The organism is Streptomyces sp. NPDC102467 (assembly GCF_044765445.1).
Taxonomy (GTDB): Bacteria; Actinomycetota; Actinomycetes; order Streptomycetales; family Streptomycetaceae; genus Streptomyces.
This window is the reverse complement of record NZ_JBIWKA010000023.1, coordinates 1-14682: the sequence shown is the minus strand read 5'-3', so window position 1 is coordinate 14682 and position 14682 is coordinate 1. Positions and strand designations below refer to the sequence as shown.

Annotated in this window: 15 protein-coding genes; 7 read left to right on the top strand and 8 right to left on the bottom strand. The window is 71.2% G+C overall.

All coding sequences use genetic code 11. From position 1 onward, the window contains the following. Positions 1-2: 2 nt before the first annotated feature. Positions 3-1193, bottom strand: a complete 1191-nt coding sequence (locus ACIREE_RS37025; protein ID WP_404162602.1) for a MerR family transcriptional regulator — start codon at positions 1191-1193, stop codon at positions 3-5. Between the two features lie 112 nt (positions 1194-1305). Further along, positions 1306-1821: a DUF2255 family protein gene (locus tag ACIREE_RS37020; protein WP_404162599.1), complete on the bottom strand. Its 516-nt coding sequence runs from the start codon at positions 1819-1821 to the stop codon at positions 1306-1308. Positions 1822-2145: 324 nt separating this feature from the next. Here ACIREE_RS37020 and ACIREE_RS37015 point away from each other — a divergent pair, with 324 nt between their 5' ends. The 3 genes from ACIREE_RS37015 to ACIREE_RS37005 all read left to right on the top strand — a co-directional run bounded on the left by ACIREE_RS37015 (position 2146) and on the right by ACIREE_RS37005 (position 3635). Continuing rightward, the gene (locus tag ACIREE_RS37015) at positions 2146-2565 is read left to right on the top strand and encodes a helix-turn-helix domain-containing protein (RefSeq protein ID WP_404162596.1); all 420 of its coding nucleotides are present in this window, start codon (positions 2146-2148) and stop codon (positions 2563-2565) included. Between the two features lie 26 nt (positions 2566-2591). After that, on the top strand, positions 2592-3185 hold the full coding sequence (locus ACIREE_RS37010; RefSeq protein ID WP_404162594.1) for a hypothetical protein: 594 nt from the start codon (positions 2592-2594) through the stop codon (positions 3183-3185). A gap of 114 nt (positions 3186-3299) precedes the next feature. Then, positions 3300-3635: a DUF2516 family protein gene (locus ACIREE_RS37005; protein ID WP_404162809.1), complete on the top strand. Its 336-nt coding sequence runs from the start codon at positions 3300-3302 to the stop codon at positions 3633-3635. Positions 3636-3687: 52 nt separating this feature from the next. Here ACIREE_RS37005 and ACIREE_RS37000 read toward each other — a convergent pair whose 3' ends face one another. The 3 genes from ACIREE_RS37000 to ACIREE_RS36990 all read right to left on the bottom strand — a co-directional run bounded on the left by ACIREE_RS37000 (position 3688) and on the right by ACIREE_RS36990 (position 7821). Continuing rightward, entirely contained in the window at positions 3688-5034 is a 1347-nt protein-coding gene (locus tag ACIREE_RS37000; protein ID WP_404162591.1) for a PP2C family protein-serine/threonine phosphatase, read from the bottom strand. 713 nt (positions 5035-5747) lie between these two features. Further along, positions 5748-6857, bottom strand: coding sequence for an NlpC/P60 family protein (locus ACIREE_RS36995; RefSeq protein ID WP_404162588.1), 1110 nt, complete (start codon positions 6855-6857; stop codon positions 5748-5750). Between the two features lie 169 nt (positions 6858-7026). Beyond that, positions 7027-7821 (bottom strand): class I SAM-dependent methyltransferase, encoded by a 795-nt coding sequence (locus ACIREE_RS36990; protein WP_404162585.1) that lies wholly within the window; start codon positions 7819-7821, stop codon positions 7027-7029. A 190-nt stretch (positions 7822-8011) separates the two neighbouring features. Here ACIREE_RS36990 and mshA point away from each other — a divergent pair, with 190 nt between their 5' ends. From mshA to ACIREE_RS36975, 3 genes are all read left to right on the top strand, one after another. Then, a complete protein-coding gene (gene mshA, locus ACIREE_RS36985; protein WP_404162583.1) occupies positions 8012-9355 on the top strand; it encodes a D-inositol-3-phosphate glycosyltransferase in 1344 nt (447 codons plus the stop codon). Further along, positions 9348-9863 (top strand): YbjN domain-containing protein, encoded by a 516-nt coding sequence (locus ACIREE_RS36980; protein WP_404162580.1) that lies wholly within the window; start codon positions 9348-9350, stop codon positions 9861-9863. The genes mshA and ACIREE_RS36980 overlap by 8 nt, the downstream gene beginning before the upstream one ends. A gap of 91 nt (positions 9864-9954) precedes the next feature. Beyond that, positions 9955-11682 carry a glycosyl hydrolase family 28-related protein gene (locus ACIREE_RS36975; RefSeq protein ID WP_404162577.1) on the top strand — a complete coding sequence of 576 codons (1728 nt, stop codon included), beginning with the start codon at positions 9955-9957 and terminating at the stop codon, positions 11680-11682. Between the two features lie 16 nt (positions 11683-11698). Here the strand turns inward: ACIREE_RS36975 and ACIREE_RS36970 are convergent, their stop codons facing one another. The 3 genes from ACIREE_RS36970 to ACIREE_RS36960 all read right to left on the bottom strand — a co-directional run bounded on the left by ACIREE_RS36970 (position 11699) and on the right by ACIREE_RS36960 (position 13549). After that, on the bottom strand, positions 11699-11890 hold the full coding sequence (locus ACIREE_RS36970; RefSeq protein WP_404162806.1) for a hypothetical protein: 192 nt from the start codon (positions 11888-11890) through the stop codon (positions 11699-11701). Between the two features lie 68 nt (positions 11891-11958). Further along, on the bottom strand, positions 11959-12225 hold the full coding sequence (locus ACIREE_RS36965; RefSeq protein WP_363192948.1) for a hypothetical protein: 267 nt from the start codon (positions 12223-12225) through the stop codon (positions 11959-11961). Positions 12226-12274: 49 nt separating this feature from the next. After that, positions 12275-13549, bottom strand: coding sequence for an MDR family MFS transporter (locus ACIREE_RS36960; protein WP_404162574.1), 1275 nt, complete (start codon positions 13547-13549; stop codon positions 12275-12277). A 172-nt stretch (positions 13550-13721) separates the two neighbouring features. Here ACIREE_RS36960 and ACIREE_RS36955 point away from each other — a divergent pair, with 172 nt between their 5' ends. Next, complete coding sequence (locus ACIREE_RS36955; RefSeq protein ID WP_404162571.1) at positions 13722-14483, top strand: phosphoglyceromutase; 762 nt, start codon at positions 13722-13724, stop codon at positions 14481-14483. Positions 14484-14682 lie beyond the last annotated feature (199 nt).

Genomic DNA, 14682 nt, shown 5'->3' with positions numbered 1-14682 from the left:
CCCTACGGCCGCCCGAGCTCCACGACGTCGGCCACCACACAGCTGATGTTGTCCGGGCCGCCCGACTCGTTGGCGAGGGCGACGAGTTCGCGGGCCGCCCGATCGGGCTCGGCGGCGGTCCCCGCGAGCACCCGGTGGATCTCGTCCGCCGGCACGACGGACGACAGGCCGTCGGAGCAGAGCAGATAGCGGTCCCCCGCGCGGGCGTCGTGCAGGCGCAGGTCGGGAGTGGCGTCGGCAGGCCGGCCCAGGGCGCGGACCAGGAGGGACCGCTGGGGGTGGGAGGCCGCCTCCTCGGGGGTCAGCCGGCCCTCGTCGACCATCGACTGCACCATCGTGTGGTCGTGGGTGATCTGGAACAGGTCGCCGTCGCGCAGGAGGCGGACACTGGTGTCCCCGATGTGGACGAGGGCGAGCCGGGACCCCGAACCGGCCCTGAGTATCGCGGTCAGCGTCGTACCGGCGGCTTCGGCTTCGGCTCCGGCATCCGCATCCGCTTCCCCATCTGCTTCTGCTTCTGCGTCCGCGCCCGCTGGTGCTCGCGTGGCGTCGCCTGTTCCGGCGACGGCGCGCCCAGCCCGTTCCACGGCGTCCTCAAGCGCGCCGATGAGGTCGCCCGCCGAAATGTCGGCCGTGTCGAGGTGGGTGAGGGCGTCGACAGCAGCCGCGCTCGCGGGAGCCCCCGTGGGGCCGAACCCGTCGGCGACGGCGAGCAGATGGGGCCCGGCGTACACGCTGTCCTGGTTGCTCTCGCGGACCAGCCCCCGGTCGGAGAGAGCGGCGTAGCGCAGGCCCAGGGATACGACGTTCGACGTCATGGCGGAGTCCTTCCGGTGCAGGGACGAGGACGAAAAAGGGGACGAGGACAGGGACAGGTGGTCGACGAGGAAGGCGGCCAGGTCGCGCCGCGCGGCGGTGTCGGCCTCGACCTCCGCCCAGAACGCGCGGACCTCCTGGGACGCCGCGTCCGACGGCATCGCGCAGACCTGCCGGATCCGGGCGAGCGGCATCCCCAGGCGGCGCAGCCAGGCCACCAGGCGGGCCTGTTCCAGCTGTTCCGGGGCGTACATCCGGTAGCCGGTCGCGGGGTCGACGCGGGCGGGGGGCAGCAGCCCGAGTTCGTCGTAGAGCCGCAGCGCTTTCGGCGACAGCCGGGATGCCCGTGCGAACGCCCCGATGGTCAGCAGCCCCATGACGCCTCCTCCCCTCCTCCTCGTGCCGGGCGGGTCGCCCGGCCCCCTGAGCCTGTGGCTTTCCCCAAGGTGAAGGTCAACCCGTCGTGGAGTCCTCGTCGACTCGACCGGGTCAGTGGGGCAGCAACCGGATCGTCGTGGAGGCGGCCGAGTCGCTGGTGATGTGGGCCAGGACGCGGGCGGCGTAAGCGCTGTACTTGCGGTGGTACGCCGCGTCGATCGCGTCGTTCAGGCCCGGATCGGCGACGGTCTGGAAGGTGACCTCGCGGGTGACGCCGCCCGCCGAGACCCGGCCGGCCTCGCGGACGCGGCTCGCGCGGTACCAGTCGGAGCCGGGGCCGTTGACGGAGCGGACATAGAGGTCGTCGCCCTCGCGGACCACCCAGATCGTGCGGCTGCTGCCGAGGGTGGCCCCGTCGGAGTGCAGCGAGGCGATCTCCAGCTCCTCGGCCGAGCCGATCGCGTCGAGTTCGGCCTCCGTCCAGGCGGCGACCGGTCGGGGAGTGGTGTCGGAGGGCTCGGTGGGTCCGGTGGGTCCGGTGGGTCCGGTGAGTCCGGTGGAGCCGGCGGTGTCAGCGGGGTCGACCGGGTGGGGCGGGTCAACCGGGCCGGTGGGGTCGGTGCTCATGGCCGTACGTCTCCTTGGAGGCCTCGAAGTCGGCTGCGCTCATGCTTGCGCTTTCATGCTCGCGCTTTCATGCTCGCGCTTTCATGCTGCGCCGGTGGGCGACGCGTGGCAGGACAGGGCGGCAAGCGGGCTACCGAGTGAATTGCCGGGCGCGTCCGTCACGACCGTGCGGCCGTGGCCCGTCGCGTGGCGGATCCGCCGGACCGGTTCGTCGAGCCGAAGCCGCCGTCGCGGGCCGTGCGCGTCGCGGGGTGAGCAGTGGCTTGGAACACTTTTGCAAGCAGCCGCTTGCAATAGTTAGCAAGGGTGCGGCAGTATCGACGCATGGCATCGCTCAACGTCGGAAGTCTCGGCGAGTACCTGCGCGAGCAGCGGCGCACCGCGCAGCTGTCGCTCCGTCAGCTCGCCGATGCCGCCGGGGTGTCCAACCCGTATCTGAGCCAGATCGAGCGCGGGCTGCGCAAGCCGAGCGCGGAGGTGCTGCAGCAGGTCGCCAAGGCGCTGCGGATCTCCGCCGAGACGCTGTACGTGCGCGCGGGCATCCTCGACGCGGAGCGGGAGCGGGACGAGGTGGAGACGCGTGCGGTGATCCTCGCCGACCCCTCCCTCAACGAGCGCCAGAAGCAAGTCCTGTTGCAGATCTACGAGTCATTCAGGCACGAGAACGGGACCAGTACCAGCACCAGTACCGGCGACGGTGACGGTGACGGTACCGACGGCGATGCCGAGCCCTCGAGCAAGTAGTAGATGTGATCCGGGAGGACCACGCCATGGCCATCAAGGACGACCTGCGCAAGACCTTCTCCGACCCGACCCCGCTCTACTTCGCCGCGGGTACCGCCGACTTGGCGTACCAGCAGGCCAAGAAGGTGCCCGGTCTGGTCGAGCAGCTGCGCGCCGAGGCGCCCGCGCGTTTCGACGCCGTGCGCAACACCGACCCCAAGGAAGTGCAGGACAAGGCGGCGGCCGCGGCCAAGGAGGCCCAGGCGACCGTCAGCGCGAAGGTGACCGAGTTCGTCGCCGGTCTCGACACCGACCTGAAGAAGTTCGGCGAGAGCGCCCAGGGCCTCGCCCTGCGCGGTGTCGGCCTCGCGGCCGAAGCCGCCGTCAAGGCGCGTGAGGCGTACGAGAAGGTCGCCGAGCACGGCGAGGAGACCGTGAAGGCGTGGCGCGGCGAGGCGGCCGAGGAGATCAACGAGATCGCCGTCGCCGTCGAGCCGGACCCGGAGCCCAAGCCCCAGCCGGAGGCCCCCGCCTCCGCCTCGAAGGACGCGCCCGCGAAGAAGCCCGCCGCCAAGAAGGCGCCGGTCAAGAAGACGACCACCGCCAAGAACAGCACGGACCCGACGCCGCCCATCAAGTAACGGGGTGCGTCACGAGCCGGGCACGCAGCGCGTGCCCGGCTCGTTGTGCGGGTACGGTGGCCGCAGTCTCGTAGGACTGTCCAGGAAGACGAATTTGGTGGTGGCGTTGTGTTGATGCAGGGGTTCGCCAATGTGATGTCGCTGCTGAGCCTTGCGCTGGTCGTCTTCAGCGGCTTCGCGTTCATCGACGCCGCCATCCGCCGTGAGGACGCCTACCGAGCGGCGGACAAGAAGACCAAGCCGTTCTGGCTGATCATCCTCGGGCTCGCGTTCGCCGCGAACCTGCTGTTCCCGATCCTGTCGTTCCTGCCGATCATCGGGCTCGTCGCGACCATCGTGTACATGGTGGACGTGCGGCCCGCCGTCCGGCAGATCACCGGTGGCGGGGGCCGCAAGGGACGCGGTTCCAGCAGCGACGGGCCGTACGGCCCGTACAACGGCGGGCGCTGAGCTCCCGGCCCGGCGACGGTAGATGTCGGGCCCGGGTGCGGGCCCCGGACCGTCAGCGGTCGAGCAGCAGTACCGCCACGTCGTCCGTCAGGTCGCCGCCGTTGAGGTCGCGGACCTCGTTCATGGCCGCTTCCAGGAGCTCCTCGCCGCCGAGACCGTCGGCGCGCCTGCGCCGGATCAGCTCCACCATGCCCTCCTGGCCGAGACGCTGGTTGCCCTCGCCGATCCGGCCCTCGATGAGGCCGTCCGTGTAGAGCATGAGGCTCCAGGACGCCCCCAACTCCACCTGCATACGCGGCCAGCGGGCCTTCGGCAGCAGTCCGAGGGCCGGACCGCTGTTCTCGTACGGGAGCAGCGAGGCCGGGCGGCCCGGGCTCGCGATCAGCGGGGACGGGTGGCCCGCCAGGCAGAGGCCGGCACGGCGGCCGTCCGGCGATATGTCCACCGTGCACAGGGTCGCGAAGATCTCGTCGCTCTCCCGCTCGTGCTCCAGGACCTGCTGGAGCGTGGAGAGCAGCTCGTCGCCGCACAGGCCCGCGAACGTCAACGCCCGCCAGGCGATGCGCAGTTCGACGCCGAGTGCCGCCTCGTCGGGGCCGTGCCCGCAGACGTCGCCGATCATCGCGTGGACCGTGCCGTCGGACGTGCGCACCGTGTCGTAGAAGTCGCCGCCGAGCAGCGCGCGGGAGCGGCCGGGCCGGTAGCGCGCCGCGAAGCGCAGCGGCGATCCTTCGAGCAGCGGGGTCGGCAGCAGGCCGCGCTCCAGGCGGGCGTTCTCCTGCGCGCGCATGCGGGACTCGGTGAGCTTGCGCTGGGCGATGTCGGCCCGCTTGCGCTCCACGGCGTAGCGGACGGCCCGGCCGAGCAGGCGCGCGTCCAGCTCGTCGCGGAACAGATAGTCCTGGGCGCCCACGCGGACCGCCTCGGCGGCGCGCTCGGCGTCGCCCGACGTGGTCAGGGCGAGCACGGCGTGCCGGGGCGCGAGGCGCAGCACGCGACGGAGTGTCTCCAGCGCGTCGGTGTCGGCGTCCGCGTCGGCCTTCGCGCCGGGCAGCGCGAGGTCGAGCAGGACGCAGTTGACGTCATGGGTGAGCAGCCGCTCGGCCTCGGTGAGGTTGCGGGCGGTGCGCACCCGGATCGGCCGGCCCGCGGCGTCGGGCATCTCCGGGATGCTGAGGGACCCGGCCGGGTCGTCCTCGATCACCAGGAGCGTCAGTGTGGTCGTGGCCGGGGACGCGGACGTGGGTGTGGGCACGGCCGGCCCCGGGGCCGGTGTGTCGTGGGCGGTCTTCTGCCGGGGCAGCTCCGCGGCCTGCGTGGTCGCTGTAGTCGGCGCAGCGTGAGCCTGACCACCTTCCACGGCGGGGATCGCTCTCTGCCGCGGTACGGGTACGGGCATCGCTCGGTTTCCTTCCCTCCCCCGAGGGCGCGGTGGGACGAAGGTCGTCGCCCACCAGACGGGGACCTTAGCGGTACCCGGCGCTTCAACGGAATGGTGAAGGGCGAACAGCCAGCGTCATATGCCGCGAGCGGTACCGGAATTGAGCAGGTCCCGGCGGTGGGCGGGTTCGAAGGGGATGACGAACATCACGCCGACCCGCCGGAACCGCGACGGCGCGAGTGCGGTGGGTCACGTGCCCCAGGTCACCGCCGTGCGCGGGCCCTTCATCCACGCGGAGGCCGCGCGGGGGCGCTCCGGCGGCACCCGGGATGCGGCCAGGGAGGCGGGGATGCGGCCGGGGGCGCCCGGGGGGCGGCCAGGGGTGTCCGGGCGGTGGCTGGGGGCGGCTGGGTGGCGGTCATGGGTATCCGGGCGGTGGCCGGGGTGCCCGGTTGGCGGTCAGGGGCGTCCGGGTGACGGCCGGGGCCGCCGGGTGACGGGGCAGGGCCGCCGGGTGACGGGCAGGGACATTTCCGTGGCGGCTGGGGACACCCGGGTGACGGCCAGGGTTGTCCGAGCGGTGGCCGGGAGCGCCCGGGTGGCGGCCAGGGTTGTCCGGGTGGCGGCCGGGAGCGCCCGGGTGGCGGCCAGGGTTGTCCGGGTGGTGGCCGGGGGGCGATCACGGACATCCGGGTGGCACGCCGGGGGCGCCTGGTGGCGGCCGGGACGGCCTACGCGTCGGGGCGTACGACCCCGAGTATCGCCATCGAGCCGGCGCCCGCCATCGTCACGGTCCGCCCCGGGCGGGGCGCGTGGATGATCGCCCCGTCGCCGATGTACATCCCGACGTGGCTGGCGTCGTCGAAGTAGATGATCAGGTCGCCGGGGCGCATGTCCTCGATGTCGACGTGCTTGAGCTGCTTCCACTGCTCCTGCGATGTCCGCGGGATCAGCGTGCCCGCCGCCGCCCACGCCTGTGAGGTCAGCCCCGAGCAGTCGTACGACTTCGGGCCCTCGGCGCCCCAGACGTACGGCTTGCCCATCTGCGCGGTGGCGAACTGCACGGCTTCCTTGCCGGCCTTCGACGCCTTGCCGTCGATCTCCTTGAGGACGCCCGAGGAGAGCCAGGCCGTCTGCGCTTTCCGCTCGGCGTCCTCCTCCAGCTTCTTCAGCCGCTCGCGCTCCTTCTTCTCGAGCTTGCCCTCCAGCGCCTGCGCTTCCTTGATCTGCTTTTCGACCTTCTTCTTCGAGGCGGCCTTCTTTTTGCGGCCCTCCTCCAGGTCCTTCCACTTGGCGGAGGCGTCCTCGGCGTATCCCGCCAGATCCTTCTGCGTCCGCGTCAGCTCGGAGAGGAGGTTCTTCGTGGCCTGCTGGCCCTGGTACGCCCGGCCCGCGTTGTCGAGGAACTGCTGCGGGTCGCCGGAGAGCATGAACTGCGCCTCGCGAGGGATACCGCCCGTGCGGTACTGCTCGCGGGCCGCCGCGCCCGCGCTGCTCTCCAGGCGGTCCAGCTTCTTCTGGCCCGCCGCGATCTTCTGGGCCAGCTTCACGATCTCGACGGACTGCTTGTCGGCCTTCTCCTCCGCCGCGTTGTACTCATCGGTGGCGACCGCCGCGTCGTGGTACAGCTTGTCGATCTTCTTGCGCACGGCCTCAAGATCCGCGTTCTTCAGGGCGCTTGAGGGGGTGCTCGATGAGGTGCCCGAAGGGTTTCTCGAAGGTGAGCCCGATGGGGACGGCGTGGGCGAAGGGGCCGCGAAGGCCGCTCCTGGTGCCGTCAGTACGGTCACGGCACACACCAGTGCCACAGCCGCCATCGTCGTCGTGCTCCGCTTGCTCATCCGCCCCGCCCCACAGCCGAGTCACATCTGATTTACCGTCAGTAACATGCGTGCGCTCCGGGGATGGTGCCATGCGAGCGCGGAATACGACAGACCCCGCACGGTGTGACGAACGGCGCGCGGTGATCGTTCCCGTCCGGCGACGAGCGGCAGCCGTCCAGTCGGTGAACTACGCCCGCGGCGCCAAAGCTCCCCAGGTCACGGTCAGTTCACCCTGTCGCCACCTGGCGGGCCCGTCCACCACCGGCCAGTCGCCCGACAGGGCCCGCGCCGTACGGATCCAGCGCTGCCGTGCCCCGTACGAGGCGTAGGGCGCGGCCGCCGCCCAGGCCCGGTCGAAGTCCCGTAGGAAGGCGTGCACCGGCTCGCCCGGGACGTTGCGGTGGATCAGCGCCTTGGGCAGCCGCTCGGCCAGGTCGGAGGGGGTGCGCAGGGAGCCGAGGCGCGTCGCGAAGGTCACCGTGCGCGGCCCCTGCGGATCGAGCGCCACCCACACGTGCCGCCGGCCGATCTCGTCGCAGGTGCCCTCGACCAGGAGGCCGCCAGGGGCGAGCCGCCCGCACAGCCGCTCCCAGACCCCGGCGACCTGCTCCTCGTCGTACTGGCGCAGCACGTTCGCGGCGCGGATCAGCAGGGGCGGCGCCGCCAGGGGCAGCTCGAAGCCGCCGTGCCGGAAGGTGAGGCCTTCCCTCTCGTACGGCTTCGCGGCCGCGACCCGCGCCGGTTCGATCTCGATGCCGACCACGCGCGCGCGGGGCGCGGTTTCACGCAACCGGGTGAGCAGCTCCACGGCGGTCCAGGGCGCCGCCCCGTAACCGAGATCGACCGCCACCGGGTCGTCGGCGCGGCGCAGCGCGGCCCCGTGCGCGGCCGCGATCCAGCGGTCCATGCGGCGGAGGCGATTGGGGTTGGTGGTACCCCGCGTCACTGTTCCCACGGGGCGGGAGGGGGGACGCGGGCTCATGGTCACGAGGGTATGCGCTGCGCGAGGGGTGACTTTGGTTGAGGCCCGAACGGTAATGATTCGGCAAACTGGAAATGGAGCAGCGTGCTCCGGCGTTGCCGCCCTTGGAGTGGGGCGACCGCCCTCTCCGAGCCGTGCCCGCTGTACCGCTTGAAGCCGCTTGAACGCCCCACCTAGGAGGGCCCGCCACGTGAGCCAGTACGTGACCAGGTTCCGCCGTCCCGGGGCTCCGCCCGCCCGGCTGCGGTTTCCCGGCGGTGCCCGGCGCCCCCGCCGGATCGCCATGCTCAGCGTGCACACCTCACCGCTGCACCAGCCCGGGACGGGCGACGCGGGCGGCATGAACGTCTACATCGTGGAGCTGGCCAAGCGCCTCGCCGCGATCAACATCGACGTCGAGATCTTCACGCGTGCCACCACCGGCGGCCTGCCGCCCGAGGTCGAGCTCGCCCCCGGCGTCCTGGTCCGCCACGTGGACGCGGGCCCCTACGAAGGCCTCGCCAAGGAGGAGCTGCCGGCCCAGCTGTGCGCCTTCACCCATGGCGTGATGCAGGCGTGGGCGGGCCACCGCCCCGGCTACTACGACCTCGTGCACTCGCACTACTGGCTCTCCGGGCACGTCGGCTGGCTGGCCGCCGAGCGCTGGGGCGTGCCCCTCGTGCACGCCATGCACACCATGGCCAAGGTGAAGAACGCGTCACTGGCCGCGGGCGACACCGCCGAGCCCGCCGCCCGCGTCATCGGCGAGACCCAGATCGTGAGCGCCGCCGACCGGCTCATCGCGAACACCTCCGAAGAGGCCGACGAACTGGTCCGCCACTACGAGGCCGATCCCGGCAAGGTCGCCGTCGTCCACCCCGGCGTGAACCTGGAGCGCTTTTGCCCCGGCGACGGACGAGCCGCGGCCCGCGCCCGCCTCGGCCTGCCGCAGGACGCCCTCGTCCCCCTCTTCGCCGGCCGCATCCAGCCGCTCAAGGCCCCCGACATCCTGCTCAGGGCCGTCGCCGTACTGCTGGACGAGCGGCCCGAGCTGCGCGCGCGGATCGTCGTGCCCGTGGTCGGCGGCCCCAGCGGCAGCGGCCTCGCCAAGCCCGCCGCCCTGCAGAAGCTCGCCGCCCGGCTCGGCATCGCGGACGTCGTCCGTTTCCACCCGCCGGTCGGCCAGGACCAGCTCGCGGACTGGTTCCGCGCCGCGTCCCTCCTGGTGATGCCGTCCTACAGCGAGTCCTTCGGCCTCGTCGCCATAGAGGCGCAGGCCGCCGGGACGCCCGTCCTCGCCGCGTCCGTGGGCGGCCTCCCTGTAGCCGTACGGCACGAGGAGACCGGCTTCCTTGTCGAGAGTCACGAACCTGCCCACTACGCGCGCGTGCTGCGGGAGTTCGCCGACCATCCCCACCTTGTGGACAGCATGGGTGCCGCGGCGGCCCGGCACGCCCAGTCCTTCGGCTGGGACACGGCGGCCTCGGCGACGGCCGACGTGTACACAGCGGCCATGCAGGAATACCGCCGTCGCGTACCCTCGCACCATGGCTGACCACTCCACGTCCGACGACTTCAAGGCTGCGGAGATCGTCGAAGCGACCCTCAAGGACGCCGAGCTGGAGTGGGAGTGCCCCGAGCCGGGCTCGTACGTGGTCACACTGCCCGGCACCCGCAAGCTGTCCACGACGCTCTCGCTGCGCCTGGGGCAGCACAGCCTGTCCCTGAACGCGTTCGTGATCCGGCACCCGGACGAGAACGAGGGCGGGGTCCACCGCTGGCTCCTGGAGCGCAACCTGCGCCTGTACGGCGTGAGTTACGCGGTCGACCGGCTCGGCGACATCTACCTCACCGGCAAACTGCCGCTCGCCGCCGTCACGCCCGACGCGCTCGACCGGTTGCTCGGCTCGGTCCTGGAGGCGGCCGACGGCGCGTTCAACACCCTCCTCGAGCTCGGTTTCGCGAGCGCGATCCGCAAGGAGCACGCGTGGCGCGTCGCCCGCGGCGAATCCACGCGCAACCTGGATGCGTTCACGCATCTGATCGAGCGCCCTTCTGAGTAGCTCGACGTAGCCCCGCCCCTCCGTTAGTTGACTGCTTGTCGCCTGCAGTTGACTGCTGCGCGACCTCTTCCGCGCCCGCGGTCTCCGTGGCATGCTCGCGCCCGGCACTCACGTGAACATCATTCATGTATGTAAACGGCGACGGAGGGTGGCAGCGGTGCGGGATCTCAGCAGGCGCGGTGTGTTGGGCGGGGCGATCGCGGTGACGGCCGCGGCGGTCACCGGAATCGGCGCCGGAACGGGAGCCGCGGCCGCGAGTACGGGTCAAGTCCCCAAGATCTGGCGGGAGTTCACCAAGAACCCCTTCACGCACCCGCAGATCCCCTACGTCGGCCGCGCCGGACACCGCACAGGCCGCCCCCGCTCCGGCCGCCCGGGACGGGTCTTCCGGGCCGAGTACTACGGCGCGGTCGCCGACGGCACGACCGACAGCGCCCCCGCGATCAACCGTGCCCTCGCCGCTGCCGGAAGGGCCGGCGGGGGCACGGTGCGGCTGCGTCCGGGCACGTACCGCATCGACGACCTGATCCACATCGGGTACGACGACGTCGTGCTCAAGGGCGCGGGCAGCGGCCGCACCAAGCTGTACGCCACCAAGAACCTCACCGAACTCATCGGCGTCTACGGCTCCCGCTACGGCGGCGACAAATCGTCCTGGTCCTGGGCGGGCGGCCTGATCTGGCTCTGCCCCGAGAACCGGTTCCGGACGCTCACCGACGCGATCAGGGCGAAGGCCTGGCCCTTCGAGGGCTGGACCGGCAACAAACGCGACGAGTGGCAGACCCTGACCACGGTCGAACCGGCCGAGCGCGGCTCCTGGTCCGTCGAGGTCGCCGACCCCACCGGCCTGCGCAAGGGCGACCTGGTCCTGCTGCGCCTCGCCGACGACGCCGACCACACGCTCCTGGAGCACATGGCGGGCGGCGGGCCAGGCCCCGAGGCCTACTTCTGGGACGACAAGACCAAGCTGACCTCGTACGTCCCCTATGAATGGCCGGTGCGCATCGCCTCGGTGCAGCGGAACCGGGTCACCTTCGAGCGCCCGCTGCCCCTCGACATCCGCCCCGAATGGGACCCGCGGCTCGTCACTCACGTCACCGCCCTGACCGGCGCGGGAGTGGAAGGCCTGACCCTCGAAGCCGTCGAGACTCCGCAGTCGCAGCACCTGCTCGACAAGGGCTACAACGGCGTCGCGCTGCAGTGCGCGTACGACTGTTGGGTCGACGACGTCACGGTGTGGAACGTCGACAACGGCTTCGGGTTCGTCGCCGCGTCGGCCTCAACTCTGCGCCGCACCAGGGTCGGTGGGCGCGGCGCGCACCACCCCTACTTCTGCCGCGAGGGCTCGCACGACAACCTGGTCGAGGATTTCGCGATCGAGCAGCGCACGGTCGCGGTGCCCGCGGGCACGCAACTGCACGGCATCAACGTGGAGGGGCTCTCCTCGTGCAACGTCTGGTCGCGCGGCCGGATGGAGATGGGCACGTTCGACTCGCACCGCGGCATGCCGTTCGCGAACGTCCGCACGGACATCACGGTGAACAACAACGGGCAGCACGGCGGCGACGCCTCCGCAGGGCCCCTGTTCGGTGCGCGCTTCACCCACTGGAACATCAGGGTCACCAATGAGCGGGCGGGCCTGATGAAGATCGACGGGCTCGCGCCATGGAGCGCGACGGTCGGTGTCAACACGGTCCGCGAGTTCGGCCAGACAGACGTACCGGACTTCACGGGATCGCTCAACTCCCGTCTGGAGCTGTACGGAACGACGGACGCGGTACGCCCGCGGAACCTGTACGAGGCCCAACGGGCCCTATGAATAAGGCAGTTCCGGGCTACCCGAGCGCGACCATCCGCACGACGGTCACGGTGAGCACCGTCCCCGAGACGTAGTAGAGGACGATCGCCCCGCCGATCGTCGCCTCGCGCCGGTCGCGCTCGCCGGACACCGAGCTGGAGCCGTGCCCGTAGGGGTCGTGGCCGACGGTGCGGGTCATCTCGGCGCGGAACGCCTCGCCGTCGGTCATCTTGGCCAGAGTGTCGTCGGCGGGCGGGGCGTACGCGATACGGCAGGCACTGCGCCTGCGGCGACGGCTCAAGCCGGGCCCCGCCTCTCCGCCTCGTCCCGGGCGAGCCGGGCGAGGATCGCGTCGGCCTCCGGGTCGGGCACGGCCTCCAGCATCCAGTGCCGCATGACGGCGTGGATCTCGCCGACCCCGGCCGCGTTGATGGCCTTGTCGAACTCGGTGCGGCGCCGCAGCGGAAGCGCCGCACGGATCGCGGGAATGCTGTTGGGCACGTCGACTTCGACACCGCCCACCAGGGTTCTGGGCGCCTCGTCGGTCCTGAAGACTTCGGACATGTACGGTTCCGTACCCGCCGGGGCGTCCCGTCAAGCCGGGGGTATCCAGTCAAGCCGGGGCGTTCTCCACAGTCCCGGCGGCCTTGGACGCGGCCACGACCGGCAGGGCAGGCTCCCGTCCGGGCAGCCCGCGCATCAGCAGCCAGTATCCGGCCGCCGTCACCGTGCCGAGCACCGCGCACCCCGCCCACAGCCACCCCGCGCCCGCGGAGTCGAGCACCCAGCCACCGGCCAGCGGGGCGACCAGGGCCGCGGCGGACCAGGAGGTCGTGTAGACGCCCTGGTAGCGGCCGCGGCCCTCGGCGGGGGCGAGGCGGGCGACGAGGCCGGACTGGGTCGGCGCGTTGACCATCTCGCCCAGCGTCCACACCACGACCGTCAGCGCGTACGTGGCGAGCGACCCGGCGAACGCGGTGAGCGCGAAGCCGTAACCGATGAGGAGCGAGGAGACGGTCAGCAGGCGGCCCGGGTCCCGGCGTTCGATGAAGCGGGTCAGCGGGATCTGCAGGGCGACGATGATCGCGCCGTTGACGGCGGCGACGAGCCCCACGTCCGCGCTGGTGAACCCCTCCGAGCCCATGACGATCGGCAGACCGACCGAGCTCTGCGTGAACACGACCGCGACGAGGAACGACAGCCCGACCATGAGCATGAAACGCCGGTCGCGCAGCACGGTCCCCATGGTGACCGGCTTCGGCAGCGCGCCGCCGGTGACGGGCACGGGCCGCTCGGGCCGCGACTCCTTCACCTTTACGAAGACGACGCAGGCGCAGGCGAACGTCATACCGGCCTCGACGAGGAAGCCGAGCGTGTAGCTCTGGGCGACAAGGAAGCCCGCGTACACGGACGAGACGGCGAAACCCAGGTTGATCGCCCAGTAGTTCAACGAGAAGGCCCGCACCCGGTCCTCGGGGCGCACGATGTCGGCCATCATCGCCTGGATGGCGGGCCGCGACGCGTTCGAGGCGAGACCGAGCGCGAAGCCGGTGACGGCGATCCACACCGGGTCACGCACGAAGGCCAGGACGGCGACGGTCGCGGAGGTGGCGAGCTGCGCGCCGAGCAGCGTCGGCCGGCGCCCGAGCCGGTCCGCGAGCACGCCGCCGAGCATCGAGGCGATCACCCCGCCGAACCCGATCAGCGACGCGACGAGACCGGCGTACGCCGCCGAGAAGTCGCGCTGGGCCGTCAGGTACAGCGCGAGGAACGTGAAGACGAACGCACCGAGCCGGTTCACCAGGGTGCTGGTCCACAGCCACCAGAACGCGCGGGGGAGTCCGGCGACCGACTCCGTGGCGGCACGTCTGAGCGCGGCGACTGACATGAGTGCATCCCCCGGAAACGATGTGAACGGCTGTACGCGGCTGTACGGCTGTACCGGCTGTAAGCAGCGACGATGGTTTGCGTAACTTACGACCCGGGTAGCGGTGAGGGCCAACGAATTGACGACCACCGTCAATCGGCACGGACCATGCGGGCCGATTAGTCTTGGCCCCATGGCCGACGCACCGTACAAGCTGATCCTCCTCCGCCACGGCGAGAGCGAATGGAACGCGAAGAACCTGTTCACCGGTTGGGTGGACGTCAACCTGAACGAGAAGGGCGAGAAGGAGGCGATCCGCGGCGGTGAGCTGCTGAAAGACGCCGGCCTGCTCCCCGACGTGGTCCACACCTCGCTCCAGAAGCGCGCGATCCGCACGGCGCAGCTCGCCCTGGAGTCCGCCGACCGCCTTTGGATCCCCGTCCACCGCTCGTGGCGCCTGAACGAGCGTCACTACGGCGCCCTGCAGGGCAAGGACAAGGCGCAGACCCTCGCGGAGTTCGGCGAGGAGCAGTTCATGCTGTGGCGCCGCTCCTACGACACCCCGCCGCCGCCCCTCGACCGCGACGCCGAGTACTCGCAGTTCTCCGACCCGCGCTACGCGACGCTCCCCCCGGAGCTGCGCCCGCAGACGGAGTGCCTGAAGGACGTCGTCGTCCGCATGCTCCCGTACTGGTTCGACGGCATCGTCCCCGACCTGCTCACGGGTAAGACGGTCCTGGTCGCGGCGCACGGCAACTCGCTCCGCGCCCTGGTCAAGCACCTGGACGGCATCTCCGACGCCGACATCGCGGGCCTGAACATCCCGACGGGCATCCCGCTCTCCTACGAACTGGACGCCGACTTCAAGCCGCTGAAGCCGGGCGGCACGTACCTGGACCCGGACGCGGCCGCGGCGGCCATCGAAGCGGTCAAGAACCAGGGCAAGAAGAAGTAGCAGCCCCTGAGATCAACCGTGATCATGCCTCCCACCTGCGCACACGGCGCGGATGGGAGGCATTTTCGTTAAGTGTCAGGTTCGGGCGGTCATACCCGCGCACAAGCCCTAGGTGTTCTGTCCGGGGAGGTTGTGGACGGGTGAGGCAGATCTCGGCTGAGGGATCTTGAACAGGTGAGGGCCTTCCGGTTCGGTGTGG